This window comes from Candidatus Rokuibacteriota bacterium (assembly GCA_016209385.1).
Classification (GTDB): Bacteria; Methylomirabilota; Methylomirabilia; order Rokubacteriales; family CSP1-6; genus JACQWB01.
The window spans coordinates 1-26616 of the sequence record JACQWB010000214.1; the positions used below are offsets into that span (position 1 = coordinate 1).

A 26616-nucleotide genomic window follows, 5' to 3' on the forward strand; every position below is an offset into this window, starting at 1 on the left:
CGTCGGGAGCCCCTCGGCTCGAACCACCATTCATGGGGGAGGCCTCAGAGGGGGCCGTCGAGGCCCCCTCTGATTGTCCTACGGCCACCAGAGGTAGAGGAAGCGCGGGCCCGGTCCGAGCAGGAGCGAGGACACCTCGGCGAGCGAGGACGCGAGCGGCTCGGCCGTGCGGGCCGTGGCGTAGACCGTGGCGCGGTACTGGCGGGGTCGGTGGTACATGACCACCCGCGCCTCGCTCAGCCCGGCGGCCCTGCGGGCGGCGACGAGGGCCTCCTCCAGATAACCGACCTGGTCCACCAGCCCCAGGCTTCTGGCCTGCTCCGCCGTGAAGACCCGTCCATCGGCGAGCTCCCGGACCTTCTCCGGCGGGAGCCTTCGCTCCTTCGCGATCAGGCCGACGAACCGCCCGTGAAGGTCGTCGATGATCGCCTGGAAGATCCGGCGCTCCTCCTCGCTGAGCCCCCGAAATGGCGATCCCATGTCCTTCTTCGCTCCCGACTTGATCGTGAGCGGCGCCACCCCGACCTGCTTGAGGAGCCCCTCGGCGTTGACCGTGAGCATCATCACGCCGATGGAGCCCGTGACCGTGGTGGGATGCGCAACAATCGTGTCGGCGGCCAGCGCGACGTAATAGCCGCCTGACGCGCCCACGTCCATGATGGTCGCCACCACGGGAACCTTGCGCCGGGCCTTGAAGGCGGACAGCTCGCGGTAGAGGATGTCGGTGGCCGTCACGGTGCCGCCCGGGCTGTTGATCTTGACGACCAGGGCCCGCACGGCGTCGTCTTCCTCCGCCTTCTTCAGCTCTTCGCGCACGCGGGCGAGGAGCGGCACGCGCGGCGGTGCCTGCCCGATCGTGAGAGTGGGGGCCTCGCTCAGGACGCCGGAAAGATCGACGAGGAGGATCTTCGAGCTGCCCGTCCCTTCCACGGTGCTCTCCTGGAGCGGCTGGATGCGCGGGGTCAAGTCGATGGAGAGCACGGAGCATCCGGTGAGGAGCGAGATCAGGACGGGCACTCCGAGCACGCGCATGAACCCAGTATACGGAGCGCGCCGTGGCCCCACAAGCTGCCCGAAACCTCGCCGGAGCCCCTGGCGGACGCGGACGATCGGCGTATCATATGGAAGTCCCGGTTCACCCACGGGCGCGTCGGGTGAGAACAGGAGGCACGCTTGTGAGATACATCGTGAGACCCGAGGAGGTTGCGACGTACTCGCCGCCGCTCCACGCGGGAACGGTGAACCGCCGTCTCGTCGGTAAGGACGTCAACGGCTCCCGGGCCGTGGAGGTCGTGCTGGGCGTCGTCGAGCCGGGCGGCGTGGCCGAGCGTCACACCCATGAGGTCGAGCAGGCCATGTACGTCCTGGAGGGCCGTGCCCTGGTCGAGGTGCTCGAGACCAAGCAGGAAGTGGGACCCGGAACCGCCTGCTTCTTCCCGCCCGGGGTCGCCCATCGGGTGGAGTCCCTCGGCCCGGGCCCGCTCAAGGCGCTCGTGATCTACGCGCCGCCCCTGGAGCGCTCCACCGCCCCGCAGCCTTTCAAGCCGGCCTGATCGTCGGGGAACCGAGCGTGCTCACGTTCGAGGACGTCGAAGCAGCGGCGCGCCGGCTCGCCGACTGGATCCACCGCACACCCGTCATCACCTGCCGCTCCTTCGACGACGCGGTCGGGGCGTCGGTCTTCTTCAAGTGCGAGAACCTCCAGCGCGCCGGATCGTTCAAGATCCGCGGGGCGCTGAACAAGCTCCTCACCCTCTCCGCGGCGGAACGCCGGCGCGGGGTCGTGAGCTTCTCGTCGGGGAACCACGCCCAGGGGGTCGCGCTCGCCGCCCGGTTGGTTGCCACGTCCGCGGTCATCGTGATGCCGACGGACGCGCCGTCCCTGAAGGTCGCGGCCACGCGGCACTACGGCGCCGAGATCGTCTTCTACGATCGGCAGCGCGAGGATCGGGAGGCCATCGCGACGGAGATCGCCCGACAGTCGGGTCGAGTCGTGGTCCCGCCGTACGATGACTACGCGATCATGGCCGGCCAGGGGACCGCGGCGATCGAGCTGCTCCGTGATGTGCCGTCGCTGGATGCCCTCCTGACGCCCGTCGGGGGCGGCGGCCTCCTGGCGGGGTGCAGCACGGTGGCGAAGGCGCTCGCTCCGGGTGTTCGCCTCTACGGCGTGGAGGCGGAGACAGCCAACGATACCTGGCTCTCGTTCCAGAAGGGCGAGCGGGTCCGGATTCCACCGCCGCCCACCATCGCCGACGGCATCCGCAACCTCAGCCCCGGGGAGCTGACCTTCCCCATTCTCCGGAAGCACGTCGAGGAGATCCTGCTGGTCTCCGACGAGGCGATCAGGGAGGCGGTCGGCTTCCTCCTCTTCCGTGCGAAGCTCCTGGTCGAGCCGACCGGTGCGGTGCCCGCGGCGGCCCTCCTGGCCGGCAAGCTGCCGCTCGAGCGCGGCGCGCGCGTGGGCGTGGTGCTCTCGGGTGGAAACATCGATCCGGCGCTCCTGGCGGAGGTGGTCCGGCTCCGCTGAGAGCGATGGGCGCCGCGTGGTCCGCCAGCGCGCGACGTCTGCTCCACGCTTCTCCCCGGTCGCATCGGATGCCGACCGAGTTCCGCCGTTTTGGGCATTTTCGCCTTGACACCGGGTAGCCGGCCCCGATAGGTTGTCGGCCATGGGGCATGAAAGGGACAGACCAGCGACAGAGGCGTCCCCGGGTAAGCCCGGTAAACGGAGAACGGCGATGAAACCCTCAGCGTTGTCCCTGGCCGCGCAAGGGGTCTACTACAAGGTCCTGGTCGCCTACTCGCTGATGTCGCTGCTCCCCATCCTGATCACGCTCTACCTCGGGTTCACCCACGTCCTTCCGAAGATTCCTGACGAAGACCGACTCGCATTCACCGACCCCATCGTCCAGGCGGTGATCTGGACCATCGTGCTGTTCCCCCTGTTCGGCCTCTTCATCGTCGTCACGATTGCCAAGCGCGTCGAGCAGCTCGCCAAGGCGATCCGCGCCATGGAGGTGAAACCGCCGGCGGAGGCGGCGAGCCCGCCTCTGCCCGAGCCGGAATCGCAAGACGAGATCGAGGTGCTGTCGAAGCAGTTCCAGGAGATGCGGCGGATGATCTCGGTGCAGATCTCGCAGCTCGACGACCTGAAGTCGAAGCTTGACGACTCGAACGTGAAGGTCCTGGAGGCCAACAGGCAGCTCAAGGAGCTGTCGATCCGCGACGGGCTCACCGGCCTCTTCAACCGGCGCTACTTCGACGGGCGTCTCGAGGAGGAGATCCAGCGGGCACGGCGGTACGGCCGGAAGTTCGCACTCGAGATGGTCGACATCGACCGGTTCAAGGAGCTGAACGATAAGTACGGTCACACGTGCGGGGACGAGATCCTGAAGCAGATCGCCCGGATCATGACGGAGGTCACGCGGGACAGCGACATCGTGTGCCGCTACGGCGGCGAGGAGTTCTCCATCCTCCTGATCGAGGTCGACGAGGCGAGCGCGCAGAACCACGCCGAGCGGCTGCGGGAAACCGTTGCGTCGTATATGTTCAACAACGGCCCCGGGCCCCTCAACGAGCGCGTGACGGTCAGCGTGGGGGTCGCGTTCTTCCCGCGGGATGCGACTGACCAGCGGGTGCTGGTCGAGAGCGCGGACAGCGCCCTCTACGCGGCCAAGCGGGGGGGCAGGAACCAGGTGAGGGGCTCCAGCGAGCTGCCGAAACAGCAGGATCGAGTTCCCTAGCGGCCGTGCGCCGCTAGCTCGCCATCACGGTGCGCTCCCGGGCCCACTCCCGGAGCGCGGCGATTTCCTCCTTCCGGGTCACCGCGAGGGGTTTGGTGGCAGCCAGCTCTTCGAGCAGGAATCGGGTGCTGAGCTCGGTGCCGTGGGAGAAAGCGGTGTAGAGCGCGGAGACGATGGCCTGCTCGATCTCGGCCCCGCTGTACCCCTCCGAGGCGTCGGCGAGCGCGTCCAGATCGAAGGCCGAGGGGTCCCGGTTTCGTTTCTTCAGGTGGACGGCGAAGATTTCCCCGCGCTCTTCCCGGTTCGGCAGGTCGATGAAGAAGATCTCGTCGAAGCGCCCCTTCCGCATGAGTTCCGGCGGGAGCTGCGAGAGCTGGTTGCAGGTGGCGACGACGAAGACGGGGGCCTTCCGGTCCTGGAACCAACCCAGGAGCCGGGCGAAGATCCGCTTCGAGAGGCCGGCATCCGCCTCCGAGCTGCCGACGTACGCGAGGCCCTTCTCGATCTCGTCGATCATCAGCACGCACGGGGCCATCCGCTCGGCCATCCGGAGGGCCTTGTCCAGGTTCTTCTCCGACTCCCCCACATACTTGTCGTAGAGCCGTCCCGGCTCGAGCCTGAGGAAGGGGAGCCCCCACGCCTTGGCGACGGCCTTGGCGACCAGGCTCTTTCCGGATCCCTGGACCCCGAGCAGGAGGATGCCCCTGGGCGGCTCGATCCCGAACTGCCTGGCTTCGGGCTCGAGGGCCTTCCGCCGTTTCTCCAGCCACTGCTTGAGATTCCGAAGCCCGCCGATCTGCGCCAGGTCCTCCTCCGGCGGGACGTACTCCAGGAGCCCTTCCTTCTCCAGCAGGCCCTTCTTGATCTCGGTGATCAGCTCGAGGTCCTTTCGGGTGAGGGCCAGATCCTGGAGGATGGCTCGCGTCACGGCGCGCTCCGCCTCGAAGAGGGTGAAGCCCTTCAGGCTGGCCGCCAGCAGGTCGAACTCCTCCGGCGAGAGGTCCACCGCGATCGTGTGCTGGCGCGAGAGGTCCCTGACCACGCGTTTCACGAGGCCCTTCAGCTCCTCGACGCCCGGAAGGTCGAGTCTGAAGAAGGCGGCGAACTTCTCGAGCTCGGCGGGGAGGGTCACGCGGGCGGCGGACAGGACGACCGCCCGGCGATCCTTCGCGAAGGACCGGGCCAGGTCCTGGAGCTTGCGGGCAACATCGGCCTCGCCCAGGTGGCGGTGCAGGTCCTTGAAGAGATAGAGCCCGTCGCCCTTGATCGCCGCCAGGTTGCCGAGCGCTTTGATCGGGAGCTGGCTGTCGTAGATGGCGTTGTCGGCACCGTGGCGGCGCAGCCCTTCGGTGATGGTCCACACGAAGAGGGGAATTCCGAGCTTGGCTGCGAGCCGTTGAAGGGCCTGCTCGAGCCGCTCTTCTTCATAGGTCTCGACCGCTATAATCGGGTAGCGGGAGCGGATGAGGAGTTCGAGGTCCTTCGTGAAGTCCATGCCCCGGCCCGTTCCGGTTTGCGTATCAACGATCATAACAGAGGACCATTGGCTCGGCCGCACGGGAGTTTTCGTTTGGTGACCGCCGGCTCGCCGACCGCTCGTCGAACGGCCTGATGGACTGTCCGAGGTGCGCGCGGCGCCTGGACGAGGTGTACGCGCCCGAAGGGGTCGTCGTCGACTTCTGCTCCGGGTGCAGAGGGGCCTGGTACGACAAGGGCGAGCTGGTCTTCCTGTCGAAGCATCCCCGCCGGCTGAAACCGCTCCTGGAGACGGCGCTCCTTTCGCCCAAGGCATCCGAGCTTGCCTGCCCCCGCTGCCGCGTCCCCATGGAGACAGGCGGCCTCGGCGCGCCGGACCTGCTCGTTGACCGTTGCCGAAGCTGCGGGGGCCTCTGGCTCGACGCCGGCGAGCGAGCGCGGCTCGACAAGGCCGTGGCCACGAAGCTCGCGGCCGGTCTGGACCGCGCCGAGCGCGTCTCGACCGGAACGGCGACGGAGACCGAGGGCGCCGGCGCGCGGCCGGTGAGGATCCCTCTCCCTTCACTTCCCAACCTGGCCCTCCGATCGACCGCGGTGCTCCTCTCGCTCTACGCGATGGTCTTCCTGGTGCTCCTCCTCGCGGTGGAAGCTTTCGGGGCGGGGCTCGGGCTCGCCGTGCTCGCCGCCCTCGCCGTGATCACGGTCCAGTACCTCGCCGCCCCCTTCGTGATGGACCTGTTCCTGAGGCACCTGCAATCCACCCGCTGGGTCTCCGCGGAGGAGCTGCCGCCGCACCTGGCGGCGTTCATCGAGACGATCTGCCAGGCGCGGAAGGTCCGCTTCCCCCGGGTCGGGATCATCCACGACGGCAACCCGAACGCGTTCACCTACGGCCACCACCCGGGGAACGCCCGCTTGATCCTGACGTCGGGCCTCATCGAGATGCTGGACGAGGACGAGCTCCGTGCCGTGGTCGGCCACGAGCTGGGGCACGTGCTGCACTGGGACATCCTGGTGATGACGCTGGCCTCGCTGGCGCCGATCCTCCTCTACTATCTCTACCGGATCCTGGGGCGCGCGCGCTCGCGCGGGAAGGGGGACTGCCGGGCGCTCGTCGCGCTCGTCTGCTACGTCTTCTATCTCATCTCCGAGTACCTCGTGCTCTTCCTCTCCAGGGCCCGTGAATACTACGCCGACCGCTTCTCGGGCCAGATCACGCGCGCGCCCAACGTCCTCGCCCGGGCCCTGGTCAAGATCGCCTACGGCCTCGCCGCGGCCCGGCCTGAGGAGGCGGCGGCGAAGGCCGAGTCTCCGCTGAGGGCCGTGGCCCCGCTCGGGATCTTTGACCCGCACGCGGCGCTCCATCTGGCCGTCGCCAGCGGTGCGCGCGGCTTCAGCCCGGAGGACGTCGTCGGAGCGATGCAGTGGGACCTCTGGAACCCGTGGGCCGGCTTCTACGAGCTTGCCTCCACGCACCCCCTTCCGGCCAAACGGATCAAGGCGCTCGGCGACCTGGCGTCCCATTACGGCGAGCGGCCCCTCGTCGACTTCAAGCTCGCCCGACCGGAGAGCTACTGGGACGAGTTCCTCACGGATCTCGCCGTCATGGGCCTGCCCGTCCTTCTCCCGGCCGCGGTCCTGGTCTTCCTGGGTCTCGGCCTCGGCGCGGGAGCGTACGGGTTCGCCATTGCCGCCTTCGGAATCGGGGCGCTCGTCAGGAGCTTCGTCACGTACCCGGGTGGCCTCTCCCCCTACGTCAGCGTGGCCGGGCTCCTGAAGAAGGTGAAGGTGTCTGCCGTGCGGGCCTACCCGGTGACCCTCACGGGACGAATCATCGGGCGCGGGATCCCCGGCCTGATCTACTCGGAGGACCTGGTCCTCCAGGACGCGACGGGCTTTATCTTCCTCGACTACCGCCAGCCCTCCCGGCTCCTCGACTTCTGGTTCGGGCTGTTCCGGACGCCGGGCCTGATCGGGCAGGAGGCGGTCGTGAGGGGATGGTATCGGCGGGCGCCGGTCCCCTACGTCGAGATGAAGCGGATCGAGTACGCGGGGGGCGCCCACGGCTGCTACACCTACCACGCTAAGCTGATCCTCGCGCTCCTGGTGATCGCGATCGGGATCGGCGTGATGGCGCTCGGGTAGGCCGCGCCGGCCGGTTACGCCGTGCTCACCCGATCGCTCAGCTCGTCCGTGTCGTCCGGGCGGCGCGGGAAGTGCTGCTGCAGTACGTCGGCGGTTTGCGCGATCGCGGCGAGAAGCGCCTCGCGGGGCCGCTGGCTGCGGAGTTGCTCGACCATGAGGTCGCGCACGCTCGCCCAGTGGTCGTCGCCGACCCGGGCGTGGATCCCTTCGTCGCCGACGATCGCGAGCCGCCGATCCCGGACGGCGAGGTAGATCAGCACGCTGTTTCGCTCGCGCGTCCGGTGCATGCCGAGCCGCGCGAAGACATCGCGGGCACGGGCCAGGGGGTCGGCCGGCTCGCGCCAGCGCCGCCGCGGGACGCGCCGCTCGAGGTGGACGCGGATCTCTCCCGAGGTGCGGCGCTCGGCGCTCTGGATGGCGCGGGCGATGGCGTCCAGGTGCTCGTCGCTCAGGAGCCGTCGAATCCAGCGCGGGTGGCGCGTCATCACCAGCTCCCGCTCGCGCCCCCGCCGCCGAAGCTCCCGCCGCCGCCCGAGAAGCTCCCTCCCGAGGAGCTGCCTCCGCTGGAGAAGCCGCTCCCCCATGAGGTCCCGCTCGAGCCTGACGACGATCCGCCCCATCGGCGTTCCGAGGACCACCCCTCGCGGCCGACCGTATATGCGACCTGTCGCATCGCCCTGATCGGGAGAACGACGAACAGCCCGATGAAGAGCGCGAAGAAGCCCCCGAAGAGGATCACCGCCATCCCCCAGAACAGGAGCTGGGCCCAGAAGGGAGGAGGTTCTGGCTGTGGGGCTGCCGACTGCGCGGGCCGAGCCTTCGCCGCGGTCACGCGCTCGAAGACCGCGTTGACCGCCGCTTCGAGGCCGGCGGCGTACCGGCGCTCGCGGAAGCGCGGCGCGATCGCCTCCTGGATGATCCGGCCGGCGACGGCGTCGGGGATGGCCGCTTCGAGCCCGTACCCGACCTCGAGCCTGAGCTTTCGGTCGTTGACGAACACGAGCAGGATCGCGCCGTTGTCGAGGCCCTTCTGGCCGATCCGCCACTTGTCGGCGAGGCGGATCGAGAAGTCCTCCAGGTTCTCGCCCCGGAGCGAGCGGAAGATGGCGATGACCATCTGGGCCCCCGTTGCGCGCTCGCGCTCGGCCAGGAGGTCCTCGAGGCGGTTGCGGTCGGCGGCGGTCAGGAGCTTCGCGTAGTCGTTGACGCGGGCCGTCGGAGCGGGAGGGACGACGAGGGCGAGAGCGAGGAGGGTGGCGAACAGCAGGCTAGAATTTCACTTTCGGCGGGGTCGCGGCGTCGGGAGCGGCTTCGAAGTACGCTTTGGGCTGGAGGCCGGAGAAGCCCGCGACCACGTTCTCCGGGAAGAGCTTCAGGCGCGTGTTGTAGTCACGGACAGCCTCGTTGAAGCGGCGCCGCTCCACCGCGATCCGGTTCTCGGTGCCCTCGAGCTGGGTCTGGAGGGCCAGGAAGTTCTGGTTGGATTTCAGCTGGGGGTACCGCTCGACCACGACCAGCAGCCGGCCCAGCGCGCCCGACAGCGCGTCCTGGGCCGCCTGGAACTGCTGGAGGGCCTTGGGGTCGGTGAGCGCCTCCGCGGGAACCTGGACGCGGGTCGCGCTGGCGCGCGCCTTCGTGACCTCTTCGAACACCGTGCGCTCCTGCGCCGCGAAGCCGCGGACGGTCTCAACCAGGTTCGGGATCAGGTCGGCGCGGCGCTGGTAGACGTTCTGGACCTGAGCCCACTTCTCGTTCACGTTCTGTTCCAGGCGGACGAACTGGCGGCTGACCGTCAGGGCCCAGCCGGCTGTCCCGACGACGAGCACGGCTACGACGATGAGCGCGACGAGGATCCCGCGCGCCATGGCTGTCATTATAGCCGACCTGGCTCCACCGCTCCGGTGCTTGCCTCGCGTGACTGCTGGCGGTGCATCAGCGCCGGTGGAAGGCCGGGATCACCTCCTCGGCCAGGCGCTGGAGCTGCTCGAGCATGAGCGCGGGCGGGCAGAGGGGTCGGAGGACGAACTTGGAGCCTCCGCCTGCGACGTAGTCCTCGAGCTTCGCGGCCACGACCTCGGGAGGGCCGAACGCCGTCGACGCGCGGAGGGTGGCCTCGTCCACGCGGCCCCGCGGGATGTAGGGGTCGGCGAGGCGCCAGGCGTTCTCGGGCGAGTCGGTCAGGAAGTAGTTCACGAGCGCCCCGAAGTGATCGGCCGGGACCTCGCGCCCGGCCTCCCTCGCGTAGCGCTGGACGTGCTCGACCCCGCGGCCGAAATCTCCCGGGGCGATGAACGACGGAATCCAGCCGTCGCCGAGCCTGCCCGCCCGGCGCAGCGCCGCCGCGCTCTTGCCGCCGATCCAGATGGGAGGCGGAGTCTGGACCGGTTTGGGGAAGATGCTCACGCGCTCCAGGCGGTAGAACTCCCCCTGAAACGTGACCTCGTCCTCGAGCCAGAGCCGCCGGATGACCTCGATGGCCTCGTCGGTCCGCCGGCCGCGCTCCTTGAAGGGCACCCCTGAGGCCTCGAACTCGCGCGGCAGCTCGACGCCGACGCCGACGGCCGGGAGGAGGCGCCCGCCCGACAGGTAATCGATCGTCGCGAGCTCCTTGGCCACCACGACCGGCGTCCTGAAGGGAAGGACCAGCACGCTCGGGCCGAACTTGAGGCGTTCGGTCCGGGCCGCGACGGCGGCCAGGGTCGTCAGGGGCTCCGGCACCGGGATGGGTGACGAGAGTCGGTCGGAGAACCAGAGCGAGTCGATACTCGAGTGCTCGCAGAGATCGACGAGTTTCCAGAGAAACCCGGTGCCGTCCGCTCCCGACGGCCAGGGCCCCGGCATGATCCCGATCCGGTATTTGATTTCCACGCCGGCATGGTACCACTTTTTTCTTTGGGTTTGACACCCCGCGCTGGCGCGCTTAGTATGAACGGTGGTTCAGTCGCCTGCCATGCGTGATCCGGACAAGCATCAGCAGATCATCGAGGCTGCCGTCCGGGTGTTTGCCCGGAACGGCTACTACAACTCCCGGGTCTCCGACATCGCCCGGGAGGCCGGGATCGCGAGCGGCACCATCTACCTCTACTTCAGGACCAAGAACGACATCCTGGTCACGCTCTTCCGCGAGAAGATGGCGGCCTTCGTGGCCCACCTCCGCAAAGCCATCGAGGCCGAGCCCGATGCGGTCGCCAAGCTCCGTCGCCTCGTGGCGCTGCACTTCAAGATCCTGGAGGCCGACCCGGAACTGGCGGAGGTGGTGCAGGTGGAGCTCCGCCAGGGGCACAAGTTCTTCCGCGGCGCCTCGGCGGCCGAGGTCGGCGCGTACTTCTCGCTGATTGCCTCGGTCCTCGAAAACGGGATCGAGTCCGGCCTGTTCAGGAAGGACCTTCCCGTGAAGGTTGCCACGAAGGTCCTCTTCGGCGCCATGGACCAGATGGCCACGAGCTGGGTGCTGGGCAAGCGGACCTACCGCCTGAGCGAGACCTCGACTACTGTGGCTGACCTGTTTCTCCGGGGAATTTCTGCACGAGAGGAGCCATTATGGCCTACGAAACCGTGATCCTCACGCGGGAGGAGCCGTTCGCGGTCCTGACGCTGAACCGGCCGCCCGCCAACGCCATCAACGACCAGCTGGTCAGGGAATCGAACGCCGCCCTTGACGAGGTGGAGAAGGACCCCGGGGTCCTGTCGCTCATCATCACAGGGGCGGGAGATCGGATCTTCTGCGCCGGCGCCGACCTGGGCTCGGCTTTTCTGGGGAGCGTAGAGGAATTTATCAAGTTTGGCAACCACGTGCTGCGGCGGATCGAGCGCTTCGCCAAGCCGGTCATCGCGGCGATCAACGGTCATGCTCTCGGCGGCGGCTGCGAGATCGCGATGGCCTGCCACCTCCGGGTCATGAAGGAGACCGCGCGCATCGGCCAGACCGAGTCCAACCTCGGCATCATCCCCGGCTATGGCGGCACCCAGCGCCTGCCCCGCCTGATCGGTCGGACGAAGGCCCTCGAGTACCTGATCTTCGGCACCCAGATCCCGGCGTCGGAGGCGCTCCAGCTCGGGCTGGTGAACAGGCTCTCCAAGGAGGGCGAGACGCTCGCCGACGCCAAGGCCCTGGCCCGCCAGATCGCCAAGCGCGCCCCCATCGCGACCCGGCTCATCGTCCGGGCGGTGGACGACGGGCTCAACACCGACATCGACCACGGTCTCGAGGCCGAGACGCGGGCGTTCGTCGAGGTCCTCAGGACCGAGGACGCCGCGGAGGGGATCCAGGCGTTCTTCCAGAAGCGCGAAGCTCAGTTCAAGGGGAGATAGGAAAGGAGGAGTCACGATGCCGACAGTCAAAGAGACGTTCGACCTGATGGCGAGTCGCTTCAAGGCGGACAAAGCCCAGGGCGTCAACGCGGTCATCCAGTACGAGATCACCGGCGACGGCGGGGGGACCTGGTACGCTACGATCAAGGATGGCGCCTGCAGCGTCGCGGCGGGGACGGCTGCGAGCCCAACGCTGACGCTCACCATGTCGGGGCAGGACTGGCTCGACATGCTGGCGGGGAAGCTCTCCGGGCAGATGGCGTTCATGTCGGGCAAGCTGAAGCTCAAGGGGGACATGGGGCTCGCGATGAAGCTCGGCGGGCTGTTCGGCACCTAGGCGGGATCCGGACGACAGGGGGGCCTGGGCGGCCCCCCTTTTTTATTCTGTCGCCACGCGCCTCCGGGGCGCCATTTCCCTCAGCGTGCCCATGACCCCCTTCGGGAAAAAGAACACGACCAGGATGAAGAGGATGCCGAAGTAGAGGAGCCAGCGCTCGGTGAGGCGCTGGAGGATCTCCGAGCCGGGGAAGAGCCAGGTCCCGGCGACGCGGAGGTCGGGGAGCAGGGTCCGGGCGGTGAGCAAATCCCCGCGGCAGTCGGCGCCCGGTCCTCGCCGAAGCCGTCCGACGCCCGATAGCGCGCCGCCGCGTCGGGAACGTACCGCGTCTCCAGCTCCTTGAAGTGGGGCACGCGGGCCATCTCGTGGTGGCTCTCGGTCGGGTGACCCTTCTTGGTCCGCTCGAGCGCCCACTGCGCCTCCTCCTCGTTCCGCACGAGATCCGTCATCGCGTTCCAGACCCCGTACATGGCCGCATGGGCCCCGAAGAGCGTGATGAAGATGAACCGGTAGCCGAGCTCGCCCAGCTCACGGAACCGGAACGGGCGCGGGTCCTCGTGCCACCTGAAGGATGAGGAGTAGTTGAAGGCGAGCGGCAGGTCGGGGTGGGTCTTCCTCATGGCCTGCGCGAACGCGATGACGGGATCCCGGTCCGGGTTTGAGAACTCGCACCAGACGAGGTCTACCCCCGCGTCGGCGTAGGCGCGGGCCCGCCAGATGGCCTCCTCCAGGCTCCCCCCGACGGCCCCGAAGGCGTCGGTCCGGGCGATCAGGACGAACTCGGGATCGAGCCGGGTCCGCTCGTCCACGGCGGCCCTGAACTTGCCGACCGCCTCCTCGCGCGGGACGAGCGTCTTGCCGGCGATGTGGCCGCAGCGCTTGGGGAACCGCTGGTCCTCGATGTGGATCCCCGCGACTCCCGTCTTCACGTACTCCCGCACGGTCCGCAGCGTGCTCAGGGCGTTGCCGTAGCCGTCGTCCGCGTCCGCGATCACCGGGATTCCCGCCGCGCTCGCGATGGCCGACGCGGTGGTCGTCATCTCCGTCATGGTGAGGAACCCCATGTCCGGCCAGCCGTTGAGCATGGCCACCGAGTAGCCGCTCATGTAGACGGACTTCAGGCCCGCGCGCTCGGCGATCTGGGCGTCGAGGGCCGAGTACACCCCGGCCGTGAACACGTACGGCTGCTCCCGAAGGAGTTGCCTGAACCGCTTGCCCATGCGCTCCATACGATCGCGATCCTCCGGCCTACCGGCGCCTCACCTCGGTGTGGAAGTCCCAGGAGCGCGTCTCGGCGCAGCGGGTGCAGTATGTCCCCGACTTGAACAGGAACGCGCACGCCAGGCAGCATGGGCGCTGGCACACCGTGCAGTTCAGGCTCTCGAAGGACCCGCGTAGCATGCTCCCGCACCAGCAGTGTTCTTCCATGGTTCTCCTCCTTCTCAGGCGGTCTCAGCGCGTGCCGCCAGCCGCGCCGCGGCCCAAGGCACCTCCAGGATGGCCTCTGCGCAGCGGAGGCAGTAGGTGGCCGACTCGAGCGGGAACGCGCAGGCGGGACAGCAGGCCGCCCCGCATTCGATACACCCGAGCTGGTAAAACGGATAGCTGATAGGACTCCCACAACGGCATCGGACGCTCATGGGTCTCCCTTTGCGGCGGTTATTCCTGACGGAACCGGCAAGAGTCGCCGCCTGTCGTCGAGGCCGATCCAGCCAATGCCGATCCTCCCCCACTCAGAGACTAGGCTCGGGCGCGGCGACTCACAATCCATGGAATCCCGAAATCGGAGCGGGGAAAATCCCTGAAAGCGGCCAGCCACGGCCCCGAGGGCTACCGGCACCTCGGGCCACCCGTCTCGGGTCACGGACGCGAACAATCTTCCCCTCGCGGCGGTCGCGCTCCGCCGCCGTGTCGTGTTGCATGCGTACACTCTGCGAGGCAACGGGCGGCCAAGTCAAACTGATTGTCGTTATAGGGACAATAAAAAAAAATGATCACCCCTCCCAGCGCCGGCGGTATAATCCGGCTCGGTCCACGGGCGGCGCCCACGGACGGGCCGATGGAGATCGACCAGGTCGAGACCTTCCTCGCGGTAGGAACGTTCGGCGGCTTCCGGCGGGCCGCAGAAGCCCTGCGGGTGACGCAGCCGGCTGTGAGCGCGCGGATCAAGGCGCTCGAGCAGTCGCTCGGCGTGGCGCTCTTCGAGCGCCGCCCGGGCGGGCCGGTCCTCTCCGCGGCCGGCCGGGCCCTCCGCCCCCACGCCGAGCAGCTCGTGCGGGCGGTCGCGCTGGCGCGTCAGGCGGTCCACGAGCTGCGGCCCTCGAGCGGGAGCGCGCTCCAGATCGGGGCCGCCCTGTCCATCTGCACGTACCTCCTCCCGGATGTGCTCAAGCGGTTCCACACGGCCCACCCGAGCGTGATGATCACGGTCCGCTCTGGACACTCGAAGGAGGTGCTGGAGATGGTGCTGCGGGAGGAGGTCGAGATCGGCCTGGCGCGCTCGCTCCACCATCCGTCGGTGGAGACGCTGAGCCTGCGGGACGATCCGCTCATCCTCGTCGGCCACCGGGCCCACCATCGAGGGCGTGCGCGGCGGGCACGGTTGGCCGAGGTCGCGGATCGGCCGCTGGTCTTTTTCGACCGCGGCTCGAGCGACTGGACGCTCACCCACGGCCTGTTCCGGCGGGCCGGGCTGGTCCCGAACGTGGTACTCGAGCTAGAGACCATCGAGGCCGCGAAACGGATGGTCGCCCGAGGGCTCGGCCTCGCCTTCCTCCCGCACATCGCCGTTGCCCGCGAGCTCCGGCGGGGGATGCTGGTCGCGATCGAGATCGCGGACGCGGAACCCCTGAGCCGCAGCCTGGACGTAATCCACTCGCGCCACCGACCGCTCGGCCCCGAGGCGCTCGCCTTCCTCCGCACGCTCAGGAGCGCTGTCAGCGAGGTTGGGAGGCCCCGCGGCCGTCGCTTCCGTCGCCGACCGCGTCGCGGCGGGTGAGCGTGCGGCGCGGCCGCGTCGGGTCCGTCGCCGAACCGCGCGTGGGCCGTCCCGCGGGGTGCGCGACGCTCACCGTGAATTTGCTGGTCGCGGGGACGGCCTTTGGCTACAATGTCCGCGCCTGACGGTATGAAGGTCCATGACAGTTACTTCCAGTGGGCGGCCCGGCTCTTCGACCCGGCCTGGATCCACGAGAAGCCCGAGGCCCTGCGGGGCATCCGGGTGCTCGATCTGAGCGTCATCATCTTCGGGCCCGCCACGGCCGACTTTCTGGGCGAGCTGGGTGCCGAGGTGATCAAGGTGGAGATGCCGGGGCAGGGGGATGTGACCCGCATTCTGGGGGGCGCTACCTTCTTCTGGAAGAACATCTCGGTAGCCTTCTTCGGCATGAACCACTCCAAGTACCACGTCGGCATTGACATGCACAAACCCGAGGGCCAGGAACTGATCCGAAAGCTCGCCGCCCGCTCCGATATCCTCGTTGAAAACTTCAAGGCGGGGACACTGGAGGAAAAGTTCGGGATCGGCTATCGGCAACTCAGGGAGGTGAACCCGCGCCTCATCTACGTGGCGAACACGGGGTTCGGCCAGTGGGGGCCCTTTGCCCGGGGCCGCGCCTCCTACGACGGTCTTGCCCAGGCGGTTTCAGGGCTCACCGCCATCACCGGCGAGGAAGGCGAGCTGCCCACCAAGATCGGGAACTATATCGGCGATTGGTTCGGGGCCTGCATGGCGGCCCTGGGAGCCCTGGCCGCGCTCCGCTGGCGTGACCGGACCGGCGAAGGGCAGTTCGTCGAGATGGCCCAGTGCGAGGGGCTCCTGCGCGCCATGGACTGGACCTGGCTCTACGCCGGCCTGACGGGGAAGGACCGTCTCAAGACCGGCAACCGGGATCCGCTCTTTTCGCCCTCGGGGGTGTACCGGTGCACCGACGGCTACGTCGCGGTCGTCGCGGGGACCGACGCCGAGTTCCGGGGTCTCTGCGGCCTCCTGGGGCAACCGGAGCTGGCGCGTGACCCGCGCTTCGAGTCCCCCGCCTCCCGTCGGGAGAAGACTGCCGTGGAAGCTCTGGACCGGCTGATCGCCGCGTGGTGTGAGGGGAGGACGCGCGTCCAGATCGAGGCTGAAGCCCGCCAGCACGGAGTCCCCGCGGCCCCCGTGATGACGGCCAGGGACCATTACGAGAGCGCTCACTTCCGCGCCCGCCGCTCGGTCTGGGAGCACGAAGACCCGGTGTACGGCACCATGGTGGAGTATGGACCGGCGCCCAAGCTCTCGGCGACGCCTGCGCGGATCAAGTGGGCGGGGAAGCCGGTCGGGTTCCACAACGAGTTCGTCCTGAAGAAGCTCCTGGGGCTCACCGACGGCGAGGTTCGGGAACTGGAGGCGAAAAAGGTCATCGGCAAGTGGGCGGACCGGCTGGGCGCCAAGCCGCCTGACGCGTGGAAGGGCGAGGGGCTCCTCCAGTGACCAGCGACGCGATGAACCGAGCGCCCACCCACGCTCAGGGCGCGGGTGTGCCCGCCTCCGAGGAGAGCTGGTACGACTGGATCAGGGCGGAGGAAGATCCCGCGCGGGTCTCGGAGAAACCCGAGGCTCTCGATGACCTGCTCGTCCTCGATCTCTCCCACGGGCACTACGGGGCGCTCCTGACCGGGACCTATCTCGCCGAACTGGGCGCAGAGGTCGTCAAGGTCGAGCCGCCGGGAGGTGAGCCCGCGCGCCGGTGGGGGCCGTCCGATACCCCGGTCGACGGCGAGGGCTTGGCCTTCGTCACCGAGGCGCGGAACCGCTACTTTGTGACCCTGAACCTGGAAACCGAAGGCGGACGCGCGCTCCTCGGGGGGCTCGCGGGTCGCGCCGACGTGCTCATCGAGGGGTTCGCGCCGGGCTATCTCGACAGCCTTGGCGTTGGGTACCGTCAGCTCTCCGAGCTGAACCCCCGCCTCGTCTACATCGCCTGCTCGAGCTACGGCCAGTTCGGGCCTGAAGCCGAGGGCCAGCCCGCCGAGTACGATCTGATCGACCAGGCGCGGTCGGGCTTGCTCTACGTCACGGGAGACCCGGAAGAGACCCCCATGCGCGTCGGGAGCTGGATCAGCGCCTACGCCCAGGCGGCCTGGGCTTGCGTCGCCACCCTCGCGGCCCTCCACTGGCGGTGCGCCTCCGGGCGAGGCCAGCTGATCGACGTCTCCGGCGCCGAGGCGCTCATGCGGTATCTCGAATACACGGTGCTCCTCTACCACGCGACCGGACAGGTACGGGAGCGCACCGGCCTCTACGAGCTAGCGGTGTTTCCGTACACCTTCGTTCGCGTGAAGGACGGCTACGCCTTCATCGCGGGTTACACCGATCCCAACTTCCAGGCCATCTGCCGCATCATGGGTCGTCCCGAACTGGCGCGTGATCCGCGCTTCTCCACCACGCTCCAAAGGACGAAGTTGGAGAACGAGGTAGCGCTCCGTCAGGAGATCGAGCGCTGGTCGACCAACTTCACAGCGGAGGAGATTCTCCAGAAGGTCCTGGCCGACCCGGGGCCCGGGATCGTGGTCTCCGGGCCCATGAATTCGCCCTTGGCGACTCTCCGAGAAGCCCACTGGTGGGAGCGCGGGTGCTTCGCAAGAGTTCAGGACCCGATCTACGGCGAGCTTCTCATCCAGATGCCGGCCTGGCGGATGACGCGGACCCCGCCCCGGGTCAAGTGGTCATGCCGGCCGGTCGGGTACCACAACGGTCACGTCTACCAGAAGTACTTCGGCCTCGGCCCGGGGCGGCTGGCCGAGCTCAGAGATCAGGGGGTGCTCTAATGCCCGAGCGCGGGACGACAGCCGGCGGAGCTTCCGGGGCGCAGTCCGAAGCGGTGAACCGGTGGCAAGAGGAGCTGACGCGGAGCTTCCTCCGGATGAAGAACTTTGCCGAGATGGTGTTGACTCCCACGGAGTCGGCGGTCGGCCTGACGCCTCGCGAGGAGATCTACCGGAAGGGCAAGGCGCGACTCTACCGCTACGAGTCCTCCCGAAGGCACCGCACACCGCTCCTGTTTGTTCCCAACCTGGGGATTAGCCGTCCGTACATCTTCGACCTGCTGTCCGGTGGGAGCTTCGTCGAGCACATGACCCGCGCGGCGTTCGACTTCTACCTGCTGGACTGGGGGGTGTTCGGCCCCGAAGACAACTACCTGACTGTGGACGACTGCGTCACGCGCATCCTGCCGCGGATGGCCCGGAGGGTGCTGGAATCCTCAAGCGCGCAGGAACTCTCCGTGCTTGGCTACTGCATGGGCGCTCCGCTTTCGGCCTCGTTTCTGGCGCTCCATCCCGAGGTGCCGGTCAAGAACTTCATCAACATGGCAGGCCCCATCGACTTCTCGAAGTCGGGCCTCTTCGGCCGCTGGCTCGACCGGAAGTACTTCGACGTGGACGGCTTCGTGGACACCCTCGGGCAGATCCCGCCGGAGATGATCAAGACCGGCTTCAAGCTCCTGAAGCCCACCATGGACCTCTCCGCCGGGCTCAACCTCTGGTGGAACCTCTGGAACGACGACTACGTAAAGGGGTTTCGGGCCCTCAACAAGTGGGCGAACGAGTACGTGGGGTTCCCGGGCGAGTTCTTCCGCCAGTGGGTCAAGGAGTTCTATCAGGAGAACCGCCTGGTCCGGGGGGAGCTGAGGCTTGGTGGCCGGGCGGTCAGGCTCGAGACGATCCGCGCTCCACTGCTCGTCGTGGGAGCGAAGGAGGACTATATCGCGCCGCCGGGCTGCGTGCGCGCGTTGATCGACGCGGTGGGGAGCCGGGACAAGGAGTACGTGGAGCTACCCGGGGGTCACATCTCGCTGATCGCGGGTCGCGGCGCGTCGACCTACTGCTGGCCGAAAGTGTCCGGCTGGCTCGCGCCTCGCTCCTGACCGGGCTATGGCGTCGGCGCGTCCCAATTGGGCCTCGCCTCACGACGGGCCTGCCTGCGGCATGGCCGACGTCGCTCGGCTCGAACAGCCCCGTGAGCGCGTCCCACCCCGAACGCGGTACCATATGAGGTGAGGCCATGGCGGAAGATTCGAGCACCCAAGCCCTGTTCGACCTCTGGAAGAAGCAGATCGAGGAAGGGACGCAGGCGTGGGCGCGGCTGCTGGGACAGGGGCAGGCCGTCGATCCCACGCTCTTCTGGCGCCCGTTCATGGACCAGGGGATCGCGGCGTGGTCCAGGCTCCTCACGCAAGGGCCGGCGACCCCGGACCTCCTGACCCAGTGGAAGCAGTTTCTCGACCAGTGGATCGCCGCCTGGGGCAAGGTTCTGGAACAGGCGATGGGGACCGAGGCGTTTGCCCAGGCCCTGGGCAAGCACTTGGAGCAGTGGCTCGCGCTCCAGGCGCCGGCGAGAAAGGCAGCGGAGCACGCGACCGAGGCGACCCTCTCGGCGCTCGGGATTCCCTCCCGCACGCAGGTGGTCGGGATCGCGCGCCAGCTCGTGGACCTCGAGGACCGCGTCGAGCGGCTGGAGGACCGGCTGGGGGCACTGCTGTCGCGAACGGACGACCTCTTCAAGGCTCTCGCTGATCATGAGGAGGCCGCGGCGCGCCGCGCCGCGGGTAAGGAGGCCCGATGATCGGACGAACCATCGACGAGCTTGCGGTGGGCGATGCTGCCGAAGTCTCGCGCGTCGTGACGGCGAGCGACATCGCGGGGTTCGTGGATTCGGTGGGCGACCGGAATCCCATCCACTCGAACCCCGCCTTCGCCGCGACCACGCGCTTCGGCGAGCCGATCGCGCCCGGCATCTGGACGGCGGGGTTGATCTCGGGTGTCCTGGGAACGCGGCTTCCGGGGCCTGGGACCCTCTACGAGACGCAGGAGCTGAGATTCCTCAGGCCGGTCAGGGTCGGGGATACGATCACCGCGCGGGTGGAAGTGGTGGACATCCTGCGCGAACGGAACCGGGTCCGCGTGAAGACCACCTGCGTGAACCAGCTGGGCGAGGAGGTGCTCGCCGGCGAAGCGGGGGTGCTCCCGCCGCGGACTACGATCTCCTATGTCGCGGACGAGCTTCGCGTGGCGGGCCTCGGCTTCTGGGTCCTCCAGCCCTGGGCCTGGGCCGTGCGAGCACTCCTGCTCTGGGCGACGTGGGCCGCCTTGCCCTTCGGAGCGGGCTCCCCGTCGCCTCCGCGTTGACGCGCGCGGACGCGGCGGCCGTTCATCGCTCATCGGACCGTCGGAATGCCGCGCGCCCTCGGGCGGCGAGCGGGAAATTTCGTCTTGACAGCATGGGACCGGCATGCTTACATGACGGCGAACCGCTCGACCCTCAACGATTTTCCCACTACACGTGGGTCGACCTGGCCGAAGGTGTCCTAGGCTCCTGAGACCGGCCTCGATGACCTGGCTCCCGGGCGCGGCGCGACCGGCCCGCGGGGGCAGGTCGTTTTCGGGACCGGTGGAGGCCCTGCACCTCGCGTGACGCGCCTCCTGGTCGTTCTTGCCGCACTCCTCCTCGCCTGGGCGTCGCCGCACACGCCTGCGGGCGCGGGGCACGAGTCGCCCTTCTACCCCTCCTTCTATCCCCAGGAGATCACCATCCAGGTGCTCGATCCGGCTTCCGCCGCGGCGCTCCTCCGGAAGAGGTCGCTCCATGCCTACGTCGGTCCGAACCCGTTCGGTCAGGGATTGGTGCCGGCCCACGTGACCATGACCGAATTTCTCGGGTCCTACCTCGTCGTGACCGCGAATCCAGCGGCGGAGCCGTCGAAGACGCGTGAGGTACGCTGCGCGACGGCCCGGAGGATCCTGAGCGCGCTGTCGGCGGAGAAGGGCGCGTTCACCTTTCACCCCTACCCGGTCACGCCCTATCACGCGGATTACCTCCACCATTTCGATCGGGCGAAATCGGCGAAAGCAGAAGTCCTGGCGACGGGAGAGGGTCCGGGCGGAGGCCCCTTCAGGGTGCGAGCCGTCGGGCAGCTGGCGGAGACGCTTTCGCGGTCGCACTCGCGCCCGCGCGGGCAGGAGTGGGACGCGACCGTTGAGGAGGTGGATGTCGCGGCCCTGGTAGCCTCGCGCGCGTTCAGCCTGAACGGATGGCTCGGCCCGCCGTGGATCAAGTACGGATGGTTTCACGCGTACCTGCTGCTCGCCGACCGCATCGCCGACTCGGCCCGGCGGCATTCCGTGGACTCGCTCTACCGCCGCCTGACGAGCGGGAGCTACGACGGCATGGTGGAGAAGCTGGAGGTGGAGCGTCGCCTCGTTGCCCTCCTCTCGGAGGGGTGCGAGCGGGTCGTCGCCGGGTACACGCTCAGGCGCGCGTACCTCAACGACGATTTCTCGGAGGGCGTGGAGAACATCGCGACCGATTCCCAGGCCGGCCTCGTCTCGCCGGTCTTCGTCCGCACCGTCAAGCTGAAGGACTTTCCGTGGAACGGGTGGTTGAGGCTCGGCATCGACACCAGGCCCTCTTCGGCCTGGAACCCCGTGAGCGGCTTCACCGATCCGGTCGGGAGACTGATCTGGTACACCGTGGGGGATCCCGCGTTCCTCCCGGCACCGTCGACCGCGACGTGGCTTCCGAGCCGGGTGATCCCCGTGGCGACCGACCTGGCTCCACCCGCCGGGGGGATCGAGGTCCCGCCGGACGCACTGGTCCCGGAGCCCGGGTCCGGAGCGCTCCGGCCGGCCGGCGCCGCCAGGACGGCTGGCTCGAAGCTCACGTACCGCGTGCGCATGTCCGCGTTCCACGACGGCACGGGTATGACGGTCGCCGACGTGCTCTACCCGTTCGTCTTCGCCTACCGGTGGGGTGTCCGCCAGTCCCAGGGGGCGCCGACGTACGACCCGCTCGTCGAAGAGTCCACCGCCCTCCTGCGCGAGCAGCTCGTGGCGCTCCGCGTGCTGCGGGTCGAGGAGGAGGAGAAAACCGTCGCCGAGGTACAGCTCGTGCGGCGGGTCCCGGTCGTCGAGGTCTACCTCCGCGCTCCGGGACCGGACCTGGAGCACGTCCTCCCGGTGGCGCCGCCCTGGAGCAGCCTCCCGTGGCACCTCCTCGTCCTGATGGAGGAAGCCGTCACGCGGGGCATCGCGGCCTTCTCCCCGGCAGAAGTTGTCCGGCGGGGAGTCGGCTGGCTGGACCTCGTGAGGGATCAGTCGGTCCGCACGCGGCTTTCGTCGCTGGCCGAGGAGTTCGAACGCCGCGGTCATCTTCCCGAGACGTTGAAGGAGTTCACGACCGTCGACGAAGCCCGGCAGCGCTGGGCCGCGCTCAGGCAGTTCCACGAAACGCACGGCCACTTCCTCGTCACCAATGGCCCGTACCGGCTGGAGAAGTGGTCCGCCGACTCGGCGGTCTTCCAGGTGTTCAGGGACTTCAGCTACCCGCTCGGCGTCGGGTCGTTCGACCGGCACGCGGTGCCGCCGACGGCCGCGGTCACGAAGGTCGTCCACCGCGCCGACGGGCTCAAGATCTGGGCGGATATCGAGAAAGCCGAGCGCGTGCAGCGCGCGTACACCACCGTGCGGGAGCCGCTCACGAAGGCCTCCACCGCCGGCGGATTCGAGGTGCGCGCCGTGTGCAGCTACGTCGTGCTGGATCGGCGCGGGAGCGTGGTGACGGCCGGTGTGGCGGCGATGGCCGACGACGGGGCCTTTCCGGTCGACCTCAACGGGTTGAAGCCTGGACAGTACACGGTCATGACTGCCGTGCTTCCGAACGGGAATACGGTCAACCCCGACGTGACGGTGGTGGACCACGGGGTCGAACGCTAGGGCAATCGGCATCCGCCAGTACCAGACCACGGCTCTCCAAACCAGGTGACCCCCGACCCGGATGCGAGCTTTCAATGTCAGCGAGTTTCTGATAAACAACCCTAGAAGGCTTTACGGTACGCCATTTGTGAAGACGTGCACGTGTCGATGGCTCGTCGGGCCCGCCGGCAGAGGCTGGCGATGGGCGCTGCTCCTCGCCCTGTGCCTGGCGGCCGGGCAAGGTGCCGAGGCCGGGCATGAGATGCCTTTCTACCCTTCCTACTACCCCCACGAGATCGCGATTCAGGCCGCTGCCCGAGCCGCGGCCGCGGACCTCCTGGTCCGGGGAGCACTCCACGCCTACGCCGGCGCGGATCCCTTCGCCGGGCGTGCGGTCCCGACCGATGTCGCCCACGTCGGGTCGTTGGGCGCTTATGTGGTCGTGACCTTCCCGCCGGCGCCGCCGCGCGATCGCGAGCGCCGCTGCGTCGCCGCCCGGCGCATCGCCAGCCAGTTCCGCTCCGCCGGCGGGCGCTACGCGTCGCACCCCTATCCGGTCACTCCATACCACGCGGACTACCTCGAGCACTTCGACCTCGCCCGGGCGGCGGCGGACGAGCTGGCGCGCGGCGGGCGCGAGCCGGCCCCACTGCTCACCCTGCGGGCCAGGGGCGCCGTGGTCACGGAGCTGCTGGGGGAGGCGGCCGCGGCGGAACGAGCTGCGGATGCCACGATCGACGAGATCGAGATCGAGGAGCTCCTCGGGCCCCACCGCGTCCAGCTCAACGGGTGGCTGGGGCCGCCATGGCTGAAAGAGGGGTGGTACCACGCCTATCTCCTTCACGCGGGTCACCTCAGTGACGCAGGAGCACGACGGACCGCGGAGGAGCTCTACGCGCGCCTTGTCCGGGGCGCCTGGCGCGACCGGGCCGAGCACGCGACGCTGGCGCGAAGGCTCGTCTCCCTGCTCCGCCGCGGCTGCGAGCGCGTCGTGGTGGGCTATACCATCAAGCGCGAGGCCTTCAACGCGCAATACTCCGACGGTGTCGAGAACGTCGGGTGGGACGGCCAGGAAGGGCTCGCCGGCCCCCTCTTCGTCCGCACCGTCAAGCTCAAGGACTTCCCCTGGAACGGCTGGCTCAGGGTCGGCGTCGATGCCCTGTCCCCGGGCGCGTGGAATCCAGTCACCGGCTTCGAGGGCGCGGCCGGGCGGCTCCTCTGGTCCGCCCTGGGCGACCCGGCCCTCTTCCTCGCGCCCGGCGGCGGCTGGCTCGAGAACCGGGCGCAGGTCGTCGGGGCCGAGCGCTCGCCCTCGGGCGAGCTTCCCGTGGCCCGCGACGCGCTCCTGCCCGCCGTCGGCACCGGGCGGCTTCTGCCCGTCGGCGAGGCCACTCGTGCCAGGGCGCGGCTCGTCTACAAGGTCCTGGGCGCGCCGTTCCACGACGGCACGCGCCTGGCGGTCGCCGACGTCGTCTTCCCGTACGCGTTTGCCTTCGCGTGGGGCGCGCGGGCGGGTCCCGACGACGCTGACCACGACCCGGAGGTCGCGCGCAGCACGGCGCTCGTGCGGGAGTGGCTCACCGGCTTCCGGATCCTGCGGGTGTCCACCGAAGTGTTGAAGGTCGCCGACCTCGAGCTGACCTACCGCCATCCCATCGTCGAGGTCTACCTCCGCCACGCGGGCGGCGAGGACCTCCAGGCAGCGGCGGTGGCCCCACCGGGGTCCGCCGTCCCGTGGCATGTGGTCGCGTTGATGGAGGAGGCGGTGAGGCGGGGCTGGGCTGCCTTCTCCGCGGAGGAGGCGCGCCGCCGCGGCGTTCCCCAGCTCGACCTGGTCCGCGACGCGAGGCTCAGCGCGCGCCTGGCATCGCTGGTCACGCGCCTGGAGGCCGCTGCCCACATCCCCGAGCCGCTGCGGGCTCTCGTCTCCCCGGCGGAAGCACGGGAGCGCTGGGCGGCGCTCGCGCGATTCCACGCCGAACACGGGCACTTCCTCGTGACGAGCGGCCCCTACCGCCTCGCCAGGTGGGACCCGTCCAAGGTCGTGCTGCAGGTGGTGCGCGACTACGGCTATCCGCTCGGCGTCGGGACCTTCGACCGCTACGCCATCCCGCTCCGCGCGTACGCCGTCAGGATCGAGCGGCGGGGCGAGGGCCTGGAGGTCTCCGCCACGACGGAGCGGGTCGTGAAGTTCCAACGGACGCACGAGATCGTCGTCGAGCCGCTGGGTGGCGGACCTCGGGATGCGGAGCGGCGGGCCGCGACCGTGTGCCGCTACCTGGTCGTGCGGTCGTCGGGCGAGGCGGTGCGGGCGGGAACGATCCAGGCTTCCGACGACGGCCGGTTTCGTGTCAATCTCGATGCGCTCGAGCCGGGCTCCTACCGGGTCCTCGTGAGCGTGGTCGTCTGGGGCAACGCCCTTGACGCTGAGGTGCGAATGGTAGACTACACGGCGCGCGGCTCCTAGGCTAGCGTGTCGGAGTAATGCCCTTCGAGCGCGGGCTTGGCCCGCGCAACCGAATTCTGGGGGAGGCCTCGGAGGGGGCCGTCGAGGCCCCCTCCGATTGTCCTAGGCCGTGGAGATGATCTCAATGCGTGGCGCCCTGAAGGTGGCGGCGAGATGCCTCCGAGGCATCGCGACCGCCGTCAGAGCACGTTCCGGCGCCTTCGCGGCTGTTGCCGCCGCGGTCTTCGTGCTGCACCTCCTCCTGCCCGTGGCGGTGCTCTCTCTCGCCCGGAAGCCCGCGGACCACTTCACCCTCAACCCGTGGCTCTCCAGGCTCCCCGAGTACCTCACCTCGGACCCAGACCCCGTGGGGCGGAAGCTCGCGTTCCTGTCCCAGATGGCGCTGGCCTGGGTCAGTGCGGACAACCCCGTGGAAGGCCTGGAGTGGGGGTTTGTCGTCGATGTCCCCTCGCTCGGCCGCTTCGTCCTGACGGCGCTGCTGTTCGGTGCCTACTTCGCCCTGTGGGTCCACCGTCGAGACCAGGTCCGGCGGCGCCGGTGGGTGACGGTGGCCGGCCGCCGTGGCGGCGTCGTGGGGGCGCTGATCAGCGTCCTCGGCTTCTCCACCGGCCCGTGCAGCGTCGTGGGCTGCGGCGTGCCTGTCCTCCCGGTGGTGGGGTTGGCCTTCACGGGGGTGTCGAGCAGCATGCTCGCGTTCTTCGCCGGGCTGGCGCGTGTGGCCGTGATCGTGGTCCTGGCCGCGCTGGCCGGGGCGGTGGCCTGGCTCGGCTGGGTTGTGGGCCGCGCGGCGGAGAGCGGGCCGCTGCCGCCCCGCTGAGCGCGTGGCGCCCCTGAGAAATTTGTCCTTGACAGGGTGGGGACGACTCGTTTAGGTAGGAACACCGCATCTTTCTCCTTCACCGGTTTCAGCAAGGAGGGGTACATATGGGTGAGCAAGTCAATCGTCGCGAGTTTATGAACCGGCTGGGCGTGACCGTGGGCGGCGCCGCCCTGGGGGCGGCCGGATATGTTGCGGGCCCGGCCCAGGCCGAGGCGCAGGCGCCCAAGGGGAAGATCCCCGACACCCCCTACAAGACGGGTCATATGACCTTCTTGACCGGGCCGGCCGCGGTGCTCGGGGACCAGGCCTTAAAGGGGCATCTCCTGGCCGCCGAGGAGATCAACGCCAAGGGGGGGCTGCTGGGGAAGCGGAAGATCGAGACGATCAAGGCCGACGAGGCGGCCGGCACCGACGCCAACGTCAAGGAGCTGCGGCGGATGAAGCTGTCGGAGAAGATCGACTGCTTCACCGGCGTCATCTCCAGCGGCAACACCCCGGCCCTCGGCCCGGTCGCGGAAGAGCTCAAGGTGCTGACGCTCTTCACCGACGGCTGCACGGACTTCCTCTTCGAGAAGGCCGTGCCGAACCC

Annotated in this window: 25 protein-coding genes; 17 read left to right on the forward strand and 8 right to left on the reverse strand. The window is 68.9% G+C overall.

Annotated features, from left to right (window positions below; genetic code table 11):
- Positions 1-78: 78 nt before the first annotated feature.
- Positions 79-1032 (reverse strand): signal peptide peptidase SppA, encoded by a 954-nt coding sequence (gene sppA, locus HY726_15705; GenBank protein MBI4610442.1) that lies wholly within the window; start codon positions 1030-1032, stop codon positions 79-81.
- 89 nt (positions 1033-1121) lie between these two features.
- Here sppA and HY726_15710 point away from each other — a divergent pair, with 89 nt between their 5' ends.
- From HY726_15710 to HY726_15720, 3 genes are all read left to right on the forward strand, one after another.
- Positions 1122-1553, forward strand: a complete 432-nt coding sequence (locus tag HY726_15710; GenBank protein ID MBI4610443.1) for a cupin domain-containing protein — start codon at positions 1122-1124, stop codon at positions 1551-1553.
- A gap of 17 nt (positions 1554-1570) precedes the next feature.
- Complete coding sequence (locus HY726_15715; GenBank protein ID MBI4610444.1) at positions 1571-2530, forward strand: pyridoxal-phosphate dependent enzyme; 960 nt, start codon at positions 1571-1573, stop codon at positions 2528-2530.
- A gap of 211 nt (positions 2531-2741) precedes the next feature.
- The gene (locus HY726_15720; protein ID MBI4610445.1) at positions 2742-3746 is read left to right on the forward strand and encodes a diguanylate cyclase; all 1005 of its coding nucleotides are present in this window, start codon (positions 2742-2744) and stop codon (positions 3744-3746) included.
- A gap of 13 nt (positions 3747-3759) precedes the next feature.
- Here the strand turns inward: HY726_15720 and HY726_15725 are convergent, their stop codons facing one another.
- Positions 3760-5241, reverse strand: coding sequence for an AAA family ATPase (locus tag HY726_15725; protein ID MBI4610446.1), 1482 nt, complete (start codon positions 5239-5241; stop codon positions 3760-3762).
- Between the two features lie 116 nt (positions 5242-5357).
- On the opposite strand from HY726_15725, the gene HY726_15730 reads away from it, so the two are divergent.
- Positions 5358-7367 (forward strand): M48 family metalloprotease, encoded by a 2010-nt coding sequence (locus HY726_15730; GenBank protein MBI4610447.1) that lies wholly within the window; start codon positions 5358-5360, stop codon positions 7365-7367.
- Between the two features lie 14 nt (positions 7368-7381).
- On the opposite strand, the gene HY726_15735 is transcribed toward HY726_15730, so the two are convergent.
- The 4 genes from HY726_15735 to HY726_15750 all read right to left on the reverse strand — a co-directional run bounded on the left by HY726_15735 (position 7382) and on the right by HY726_15750 (position 10235).
- The gene (locus HY726_15735; protein MBI4610448.1) at positions 7382-7852 is read right to left on the reverse strand and encodes a TPM domain-containing protein; all 471 of its coding nucleotides are present in this window, start codon (positions 7850-7852) and stop codon (positions 7382-7384) included.
- Entirely contained in the window at positions 7852-8634 is a 783-nt protein-coding gene (locus tag HY726_15740; protein MBI4610449.1) for a TPM domain-containing protein, read from the reverse strand. Before HY726_15740 ends, HY726_15735 begins: the two co-directional genes overlap by 1 nt.
- Position 8635: 1 nt before the next feature.
- Positions 8636-9232, reverse strand: a complete 597-nt coding sequence (locus HY726_15745) for a LemA family protein (protein MBI4610450.1) — start codon at positions 9230-9232, stop codon at positions 8636-8638.
- Between the two features lie 67 nt (positions 9233-9299).
- Complete coding sequence (locus HY726_15750; GenBank protein ID MBI4610451.1) at positions 9300-10235, reverse strand: TIGR03619 family F420-dependent LLM class oxidoreductase; 936 nt, start codon at positions 10233-10235, stop codon at positions 9300-9302.
- 82 nt (positions 10236-10317) lie between these two features.
- Between HY726_15750 and HY726_15755 the strand changes: the two genes are divergently transcribed.
- Genes HY726_15755 through HY726_15765 form a run of 3 tightly spaced genes read left to right on the forward strand, consistent with a single transcriptional unit; the run spans position 10318 to position 12015 of the window.
- Positions 10318-10926: a TetR/AcrR family transcriptional regulator gene (locus tag HY726_15755; protein MBI4610452.1), complete on the forward strand. Its 609-nt coding sequence runs from the start codon at positions 10318-10320 to the stop codon at positions 10924-10926.
- Positions 10908-11678 (forward strand): enoyl-CoA hydratase/isomerase family protein, encoded by a 771-nt coding sequence (locus HY726_15760; GenBank protein MBI4610453.1) that lies wholly within the window; start codon positions 10908-10910, stop codon positions 11676-11678. The genes HY726_15755 and HY726_15760 overlap by 19 nt, the downstream gene beginning before the upstream one ends.
- 16 nt (positions 11679-11694) lie before the next feature.
- Positions 11695-12015 carry an SCP2 sterol-binding domain-containing protein gene (locus tag HY726_15765; protein MBI4610454.1) on the forward strand — a complete coding sequence of 107 codons (321 nt, stop codon included), beginning with the start codon at positions 11695-11697 and terminating at the stop codon, positions 12013-12015.
- Positions 12016-12095: 80 nt separating this feature from the next.
- On the opposite strand, the gene HY726_15770 is transcribed toward HY726_15765, so the two are convergent.
- Together HY726_15770 and HY726_15775 are read right to left on the reverse strand one after the other, a co-directional pair.
- The gene (locus tag HY726_15770) at positions 12096-13244 is read right to left on the reverse strand and encodes an isocitrate lyase/PEP mutase family protein (protein MBI4610455.1); all 1149 of its coding nucleotides are present in this window, start codon (positions 13242-13244) and stop codon (positions 12096-12098) included.
- Positions 13245-13263: 19 nt separating this feature from the next.
- The gene (locus HY726_15775) at positions 13264-13443 is read right to left on the reverse strand and encodes a hypothetical protein (GenBank protein MBI4610456.1); all 180 of its coding nucleotides are present in this window, start codon (positions 13441-13443) and stop codon (positions 13264-13266) included.
- Between the two features lie 631 nt (positions 13444-14074).
- On the opposite strand from HY726_15775, the gene HY726_15780 reads away from it, so the two are divergent.
- The 10 genes from HY726_15780 to HY726_15825 all read left to right on the forward strand — a co-directional run.
- A complete protein-coding gene (locus tag HY726_15780; GenBank protein ID MBI4610457.1) occupies positions 14075-15013 on the forward strand; it encodes a LysR family transcriptional regulator in 939 nt (312 codons plus the stop codon).
- A gap of 129 nt (positions 15014-15142) precedes the next feature.
- A complete protein-coding gene (locus HY726_15785) occupies positions 15143-16483 on the forward strand; it encodes a CoA transferase (protein MBI4610458.1) in 1341 nt (446 codons plus the stop codon).
- Between the two features lie 11 nt (positions 16484-16494).
- Complete coding sequence (locus HY726_15790; protein MBI4610459.1) at positions 16495-17820, forward strand: CoA transferase; 1326 nt, start codon at positions 16495-16497, stop codon at positions 17818-17820.
- On the forward strand, positions 17820-18917 hold the full coding sequence (locus tag HY726_15795) for an alpha/beta fold hydrolase (protein ID MBI4610460.1): 1098 nt from the start codon (positions 17820-17822) through the stop codon (positions 18915-18917). Before HY726_15790 ends, HY726_15795 begins: the two co-directional genes overlap by 1 nt.
- A 137-nt stretch (positions 18918-19054) precedes the next feature.
- Complete coding sequence (locus HY726_15800) at positions 19055-19615, forward strand: hypothetical protein (GenBank protein MBI4610461.1); 561 nt, start codon at positions 19055-19057, stop codon at positions 19613-19615.
- Positions 19612-20178 carry a MaoC family dehydratase gene (locus tag HY726_15805; protein MBI4610462.1) on the forward strand — a complete coding sequence of 189 codons (567 nt, stop codon included), beginning with the start codon at positions 19612-19614 and terminating at the stop codon, positions 20176-20178. Before HY726_15800 ends, HY726_15805 begins: the two co-directional genes overlap by 4 nt.
- 282 nt (positions 20179-20460) lie before the next feature.
- Entirely contained in the window at positions 20461-22761 is a 2301-nt protein-coding gene (locus HY726_15810; protein ID MBI4610463.1) for a hypothetical protein, read from the forward strand.
- 241 nt (positions 22762-23002) lie between these two features.
- Positions 23003-25207 carry a hypothetical protein gene (locus HY726_15815; GenBank protein MBI4610464.1) on the forward strand — a complete coding sequence of 735 codons (2205 nt, stop codon included), beginning with the start codon at positions 23003-23005 and terminating at the stop codon, positions 25205-25207.
- 124 nt (positions 25208-25331) lie between these two features.
- Positions 25332-26024, forward strand: a complete 693-nt coding sequence (locus HY726_15820) for a hypothetical protein (protein ID MBI4610465.1) — start codon at positions 25332-25334, stop codon at positions 26022-26024.
- Between the two features lie 107 nt (positions 26025-26131).
- The coding region (locus HY726_15825) for an ABC transporter substrate-binding protein (protein MBI4610466.1) at positions 26132-26616 on the forward strand (485 nt) is incomplete at its 3' end.

What these genes read in the sequence shown, in the direction of transcription:
- HY726_15800 (MBI4610461.1), top strand. Translation starts at nt 19,055, where the DNA reads ATGGCGGAAGATTCGAGCACCCAAGCCCTGTTCGACCTCTGGAAGAAG.
- HY726_15780 (MBI4610457.1), top strand. Translation starts at nt 14,075, where the DNA reads ATGGAGATCGACCAGGTCGAGACCTTCCTCGCGGTAGGAACGTTCGGC.
- sppA (MBI4610442.1), bottom strand. Translation starts at nt 1,032, where the DNA reads ATGCGCGTGCTCGGAGTGCCCGTCCTGATCTCGCTCCTCACCGGATGC.
- HY726_15760 (MBI4610453.1), top strand. Translation starts at nt 10,908, where the DNA reads ATGGCCTACGAAACCGTGATCCTCACGCGGGAGGAGCCGTTCGCGGTC.
- HY726_15725 (MBI4610446.1), bottom strand. Translation starts at nt 5,241, where the DNA reads ATGGACTTCACGAAGGACCTCGAACTCCTCATCCGCTCCCGCTACCCG.
- HY726_15815 (MBI4610464.1), top strand. Translation starts at nt 23,003, where the DNA reads ATGCCTTTCTACCCTTCCTACTACCCCCACGAGATCGCGATTCAGGCC.
- HY726_15820 (MBI4610465.1), top strand. Translation starts at nt 25,332, where the DNA reads ATGCGTGGCGCCCTGAAGGTGGCGGCGAGATGCCTCCGAGGCATCGCG.
- HY726_15730 (MBI4610447.1), top strand. Translation starts at nt 5,358, where the DNA reads ATGGACTGTCCGAGGTGCGCGCGGCGCCTGGACGAGGTGTACGCGCCC.
- HY726_15735 (MBI4610448.1), bottom strand. Translation starts at nt 7,852, where the DNA reads ATGACGCGCCACCCGCGCTGGATTCGACGGCTCCTGAGCGACGAGCAC.
- HY726_15805 (MBI4610462.1), top strand. Translation starts at nt 19,612, where the DNA reads ATGATCGGACGAACCATCGACGAGCTTGCGGTGGGCGATGCTGCCGAA.
- HY726_15720 (MBI4610445.1), top strand. Translation starts at nt 2,742, where the DNA reads ATGAAACCCTCAGCGTTGTCCCTGGCCGCGCAAGGGGTCTACTACAAG.
- HY726_15775 (MBI4610456.1), bottom strand. Translation starts at nt 13,443, where the DNA reads ATGGAAGAACACTGCTGGTGCGGGAGCATGCTACGCGGGTCCTTCGAG.
- HY726_15785 (MBI4610458.1), top strand. Translation starts at nt 15,143, where the DNA reads ATGAAGGTCCATGACAGTTACTTCCAGTGGGCGGCCCGGCTCTTCGAC.
- HY726_15710 (MBI4610443.1), top strand. Translation starts at nt 1,122, where the DNA reads ATGGAAGTCCCGGTTCACCCACGGGCGCGTCGGGTGAGAACAGGAGGC.
- HY726_15790 (MBI4610459.1), top strand. Translation starts at nt 16,495, where the DNA reads ATGAACCGAGCGCCCACCCACGCTCAGGGCGCGGGTGTGCCCGCCTCC.
- HY726_15745 (MBI4610450.1), bottom strand. Translation starts at nt 9,232, where the DNA reads ATGGCGCGCGGGATCCTCGTCGCGCTCATCGTCGTAGCCGTGCTCGTC.
- HY726_15770 (MBI4610455.1), bottom strand. Translation starts at nt 13,244, where the DNA reads ATGGAGCGCATGGGCAAGCGGTTCAGGCAACTCCTTCGGGAGCAGCCG.
- HY726_15795 (MBI4610460.1), top strand. Translation starts at nt 17,820, where the DNA reads ATGCCCGAGCGCGGGACGACAGCCGGCGGAGCTTCCGGGGCGCAGTCC.
- HY726_15755 (MBI4610452.1), top strand. Translation starts at nt 10,318, where the DNA reads ATGCGTGATCCGGACAAGCATCAGCAGATCATCGAGGCTGCCGTCCGG.
- HY726_15765 (MBI4610454.1), top strand. Translation starts at nt 11,695, where the DNA reads ATGCCGACAGTCAAAGAGACGTTCGACCTGATGGCGAGTCGCTTCAAG.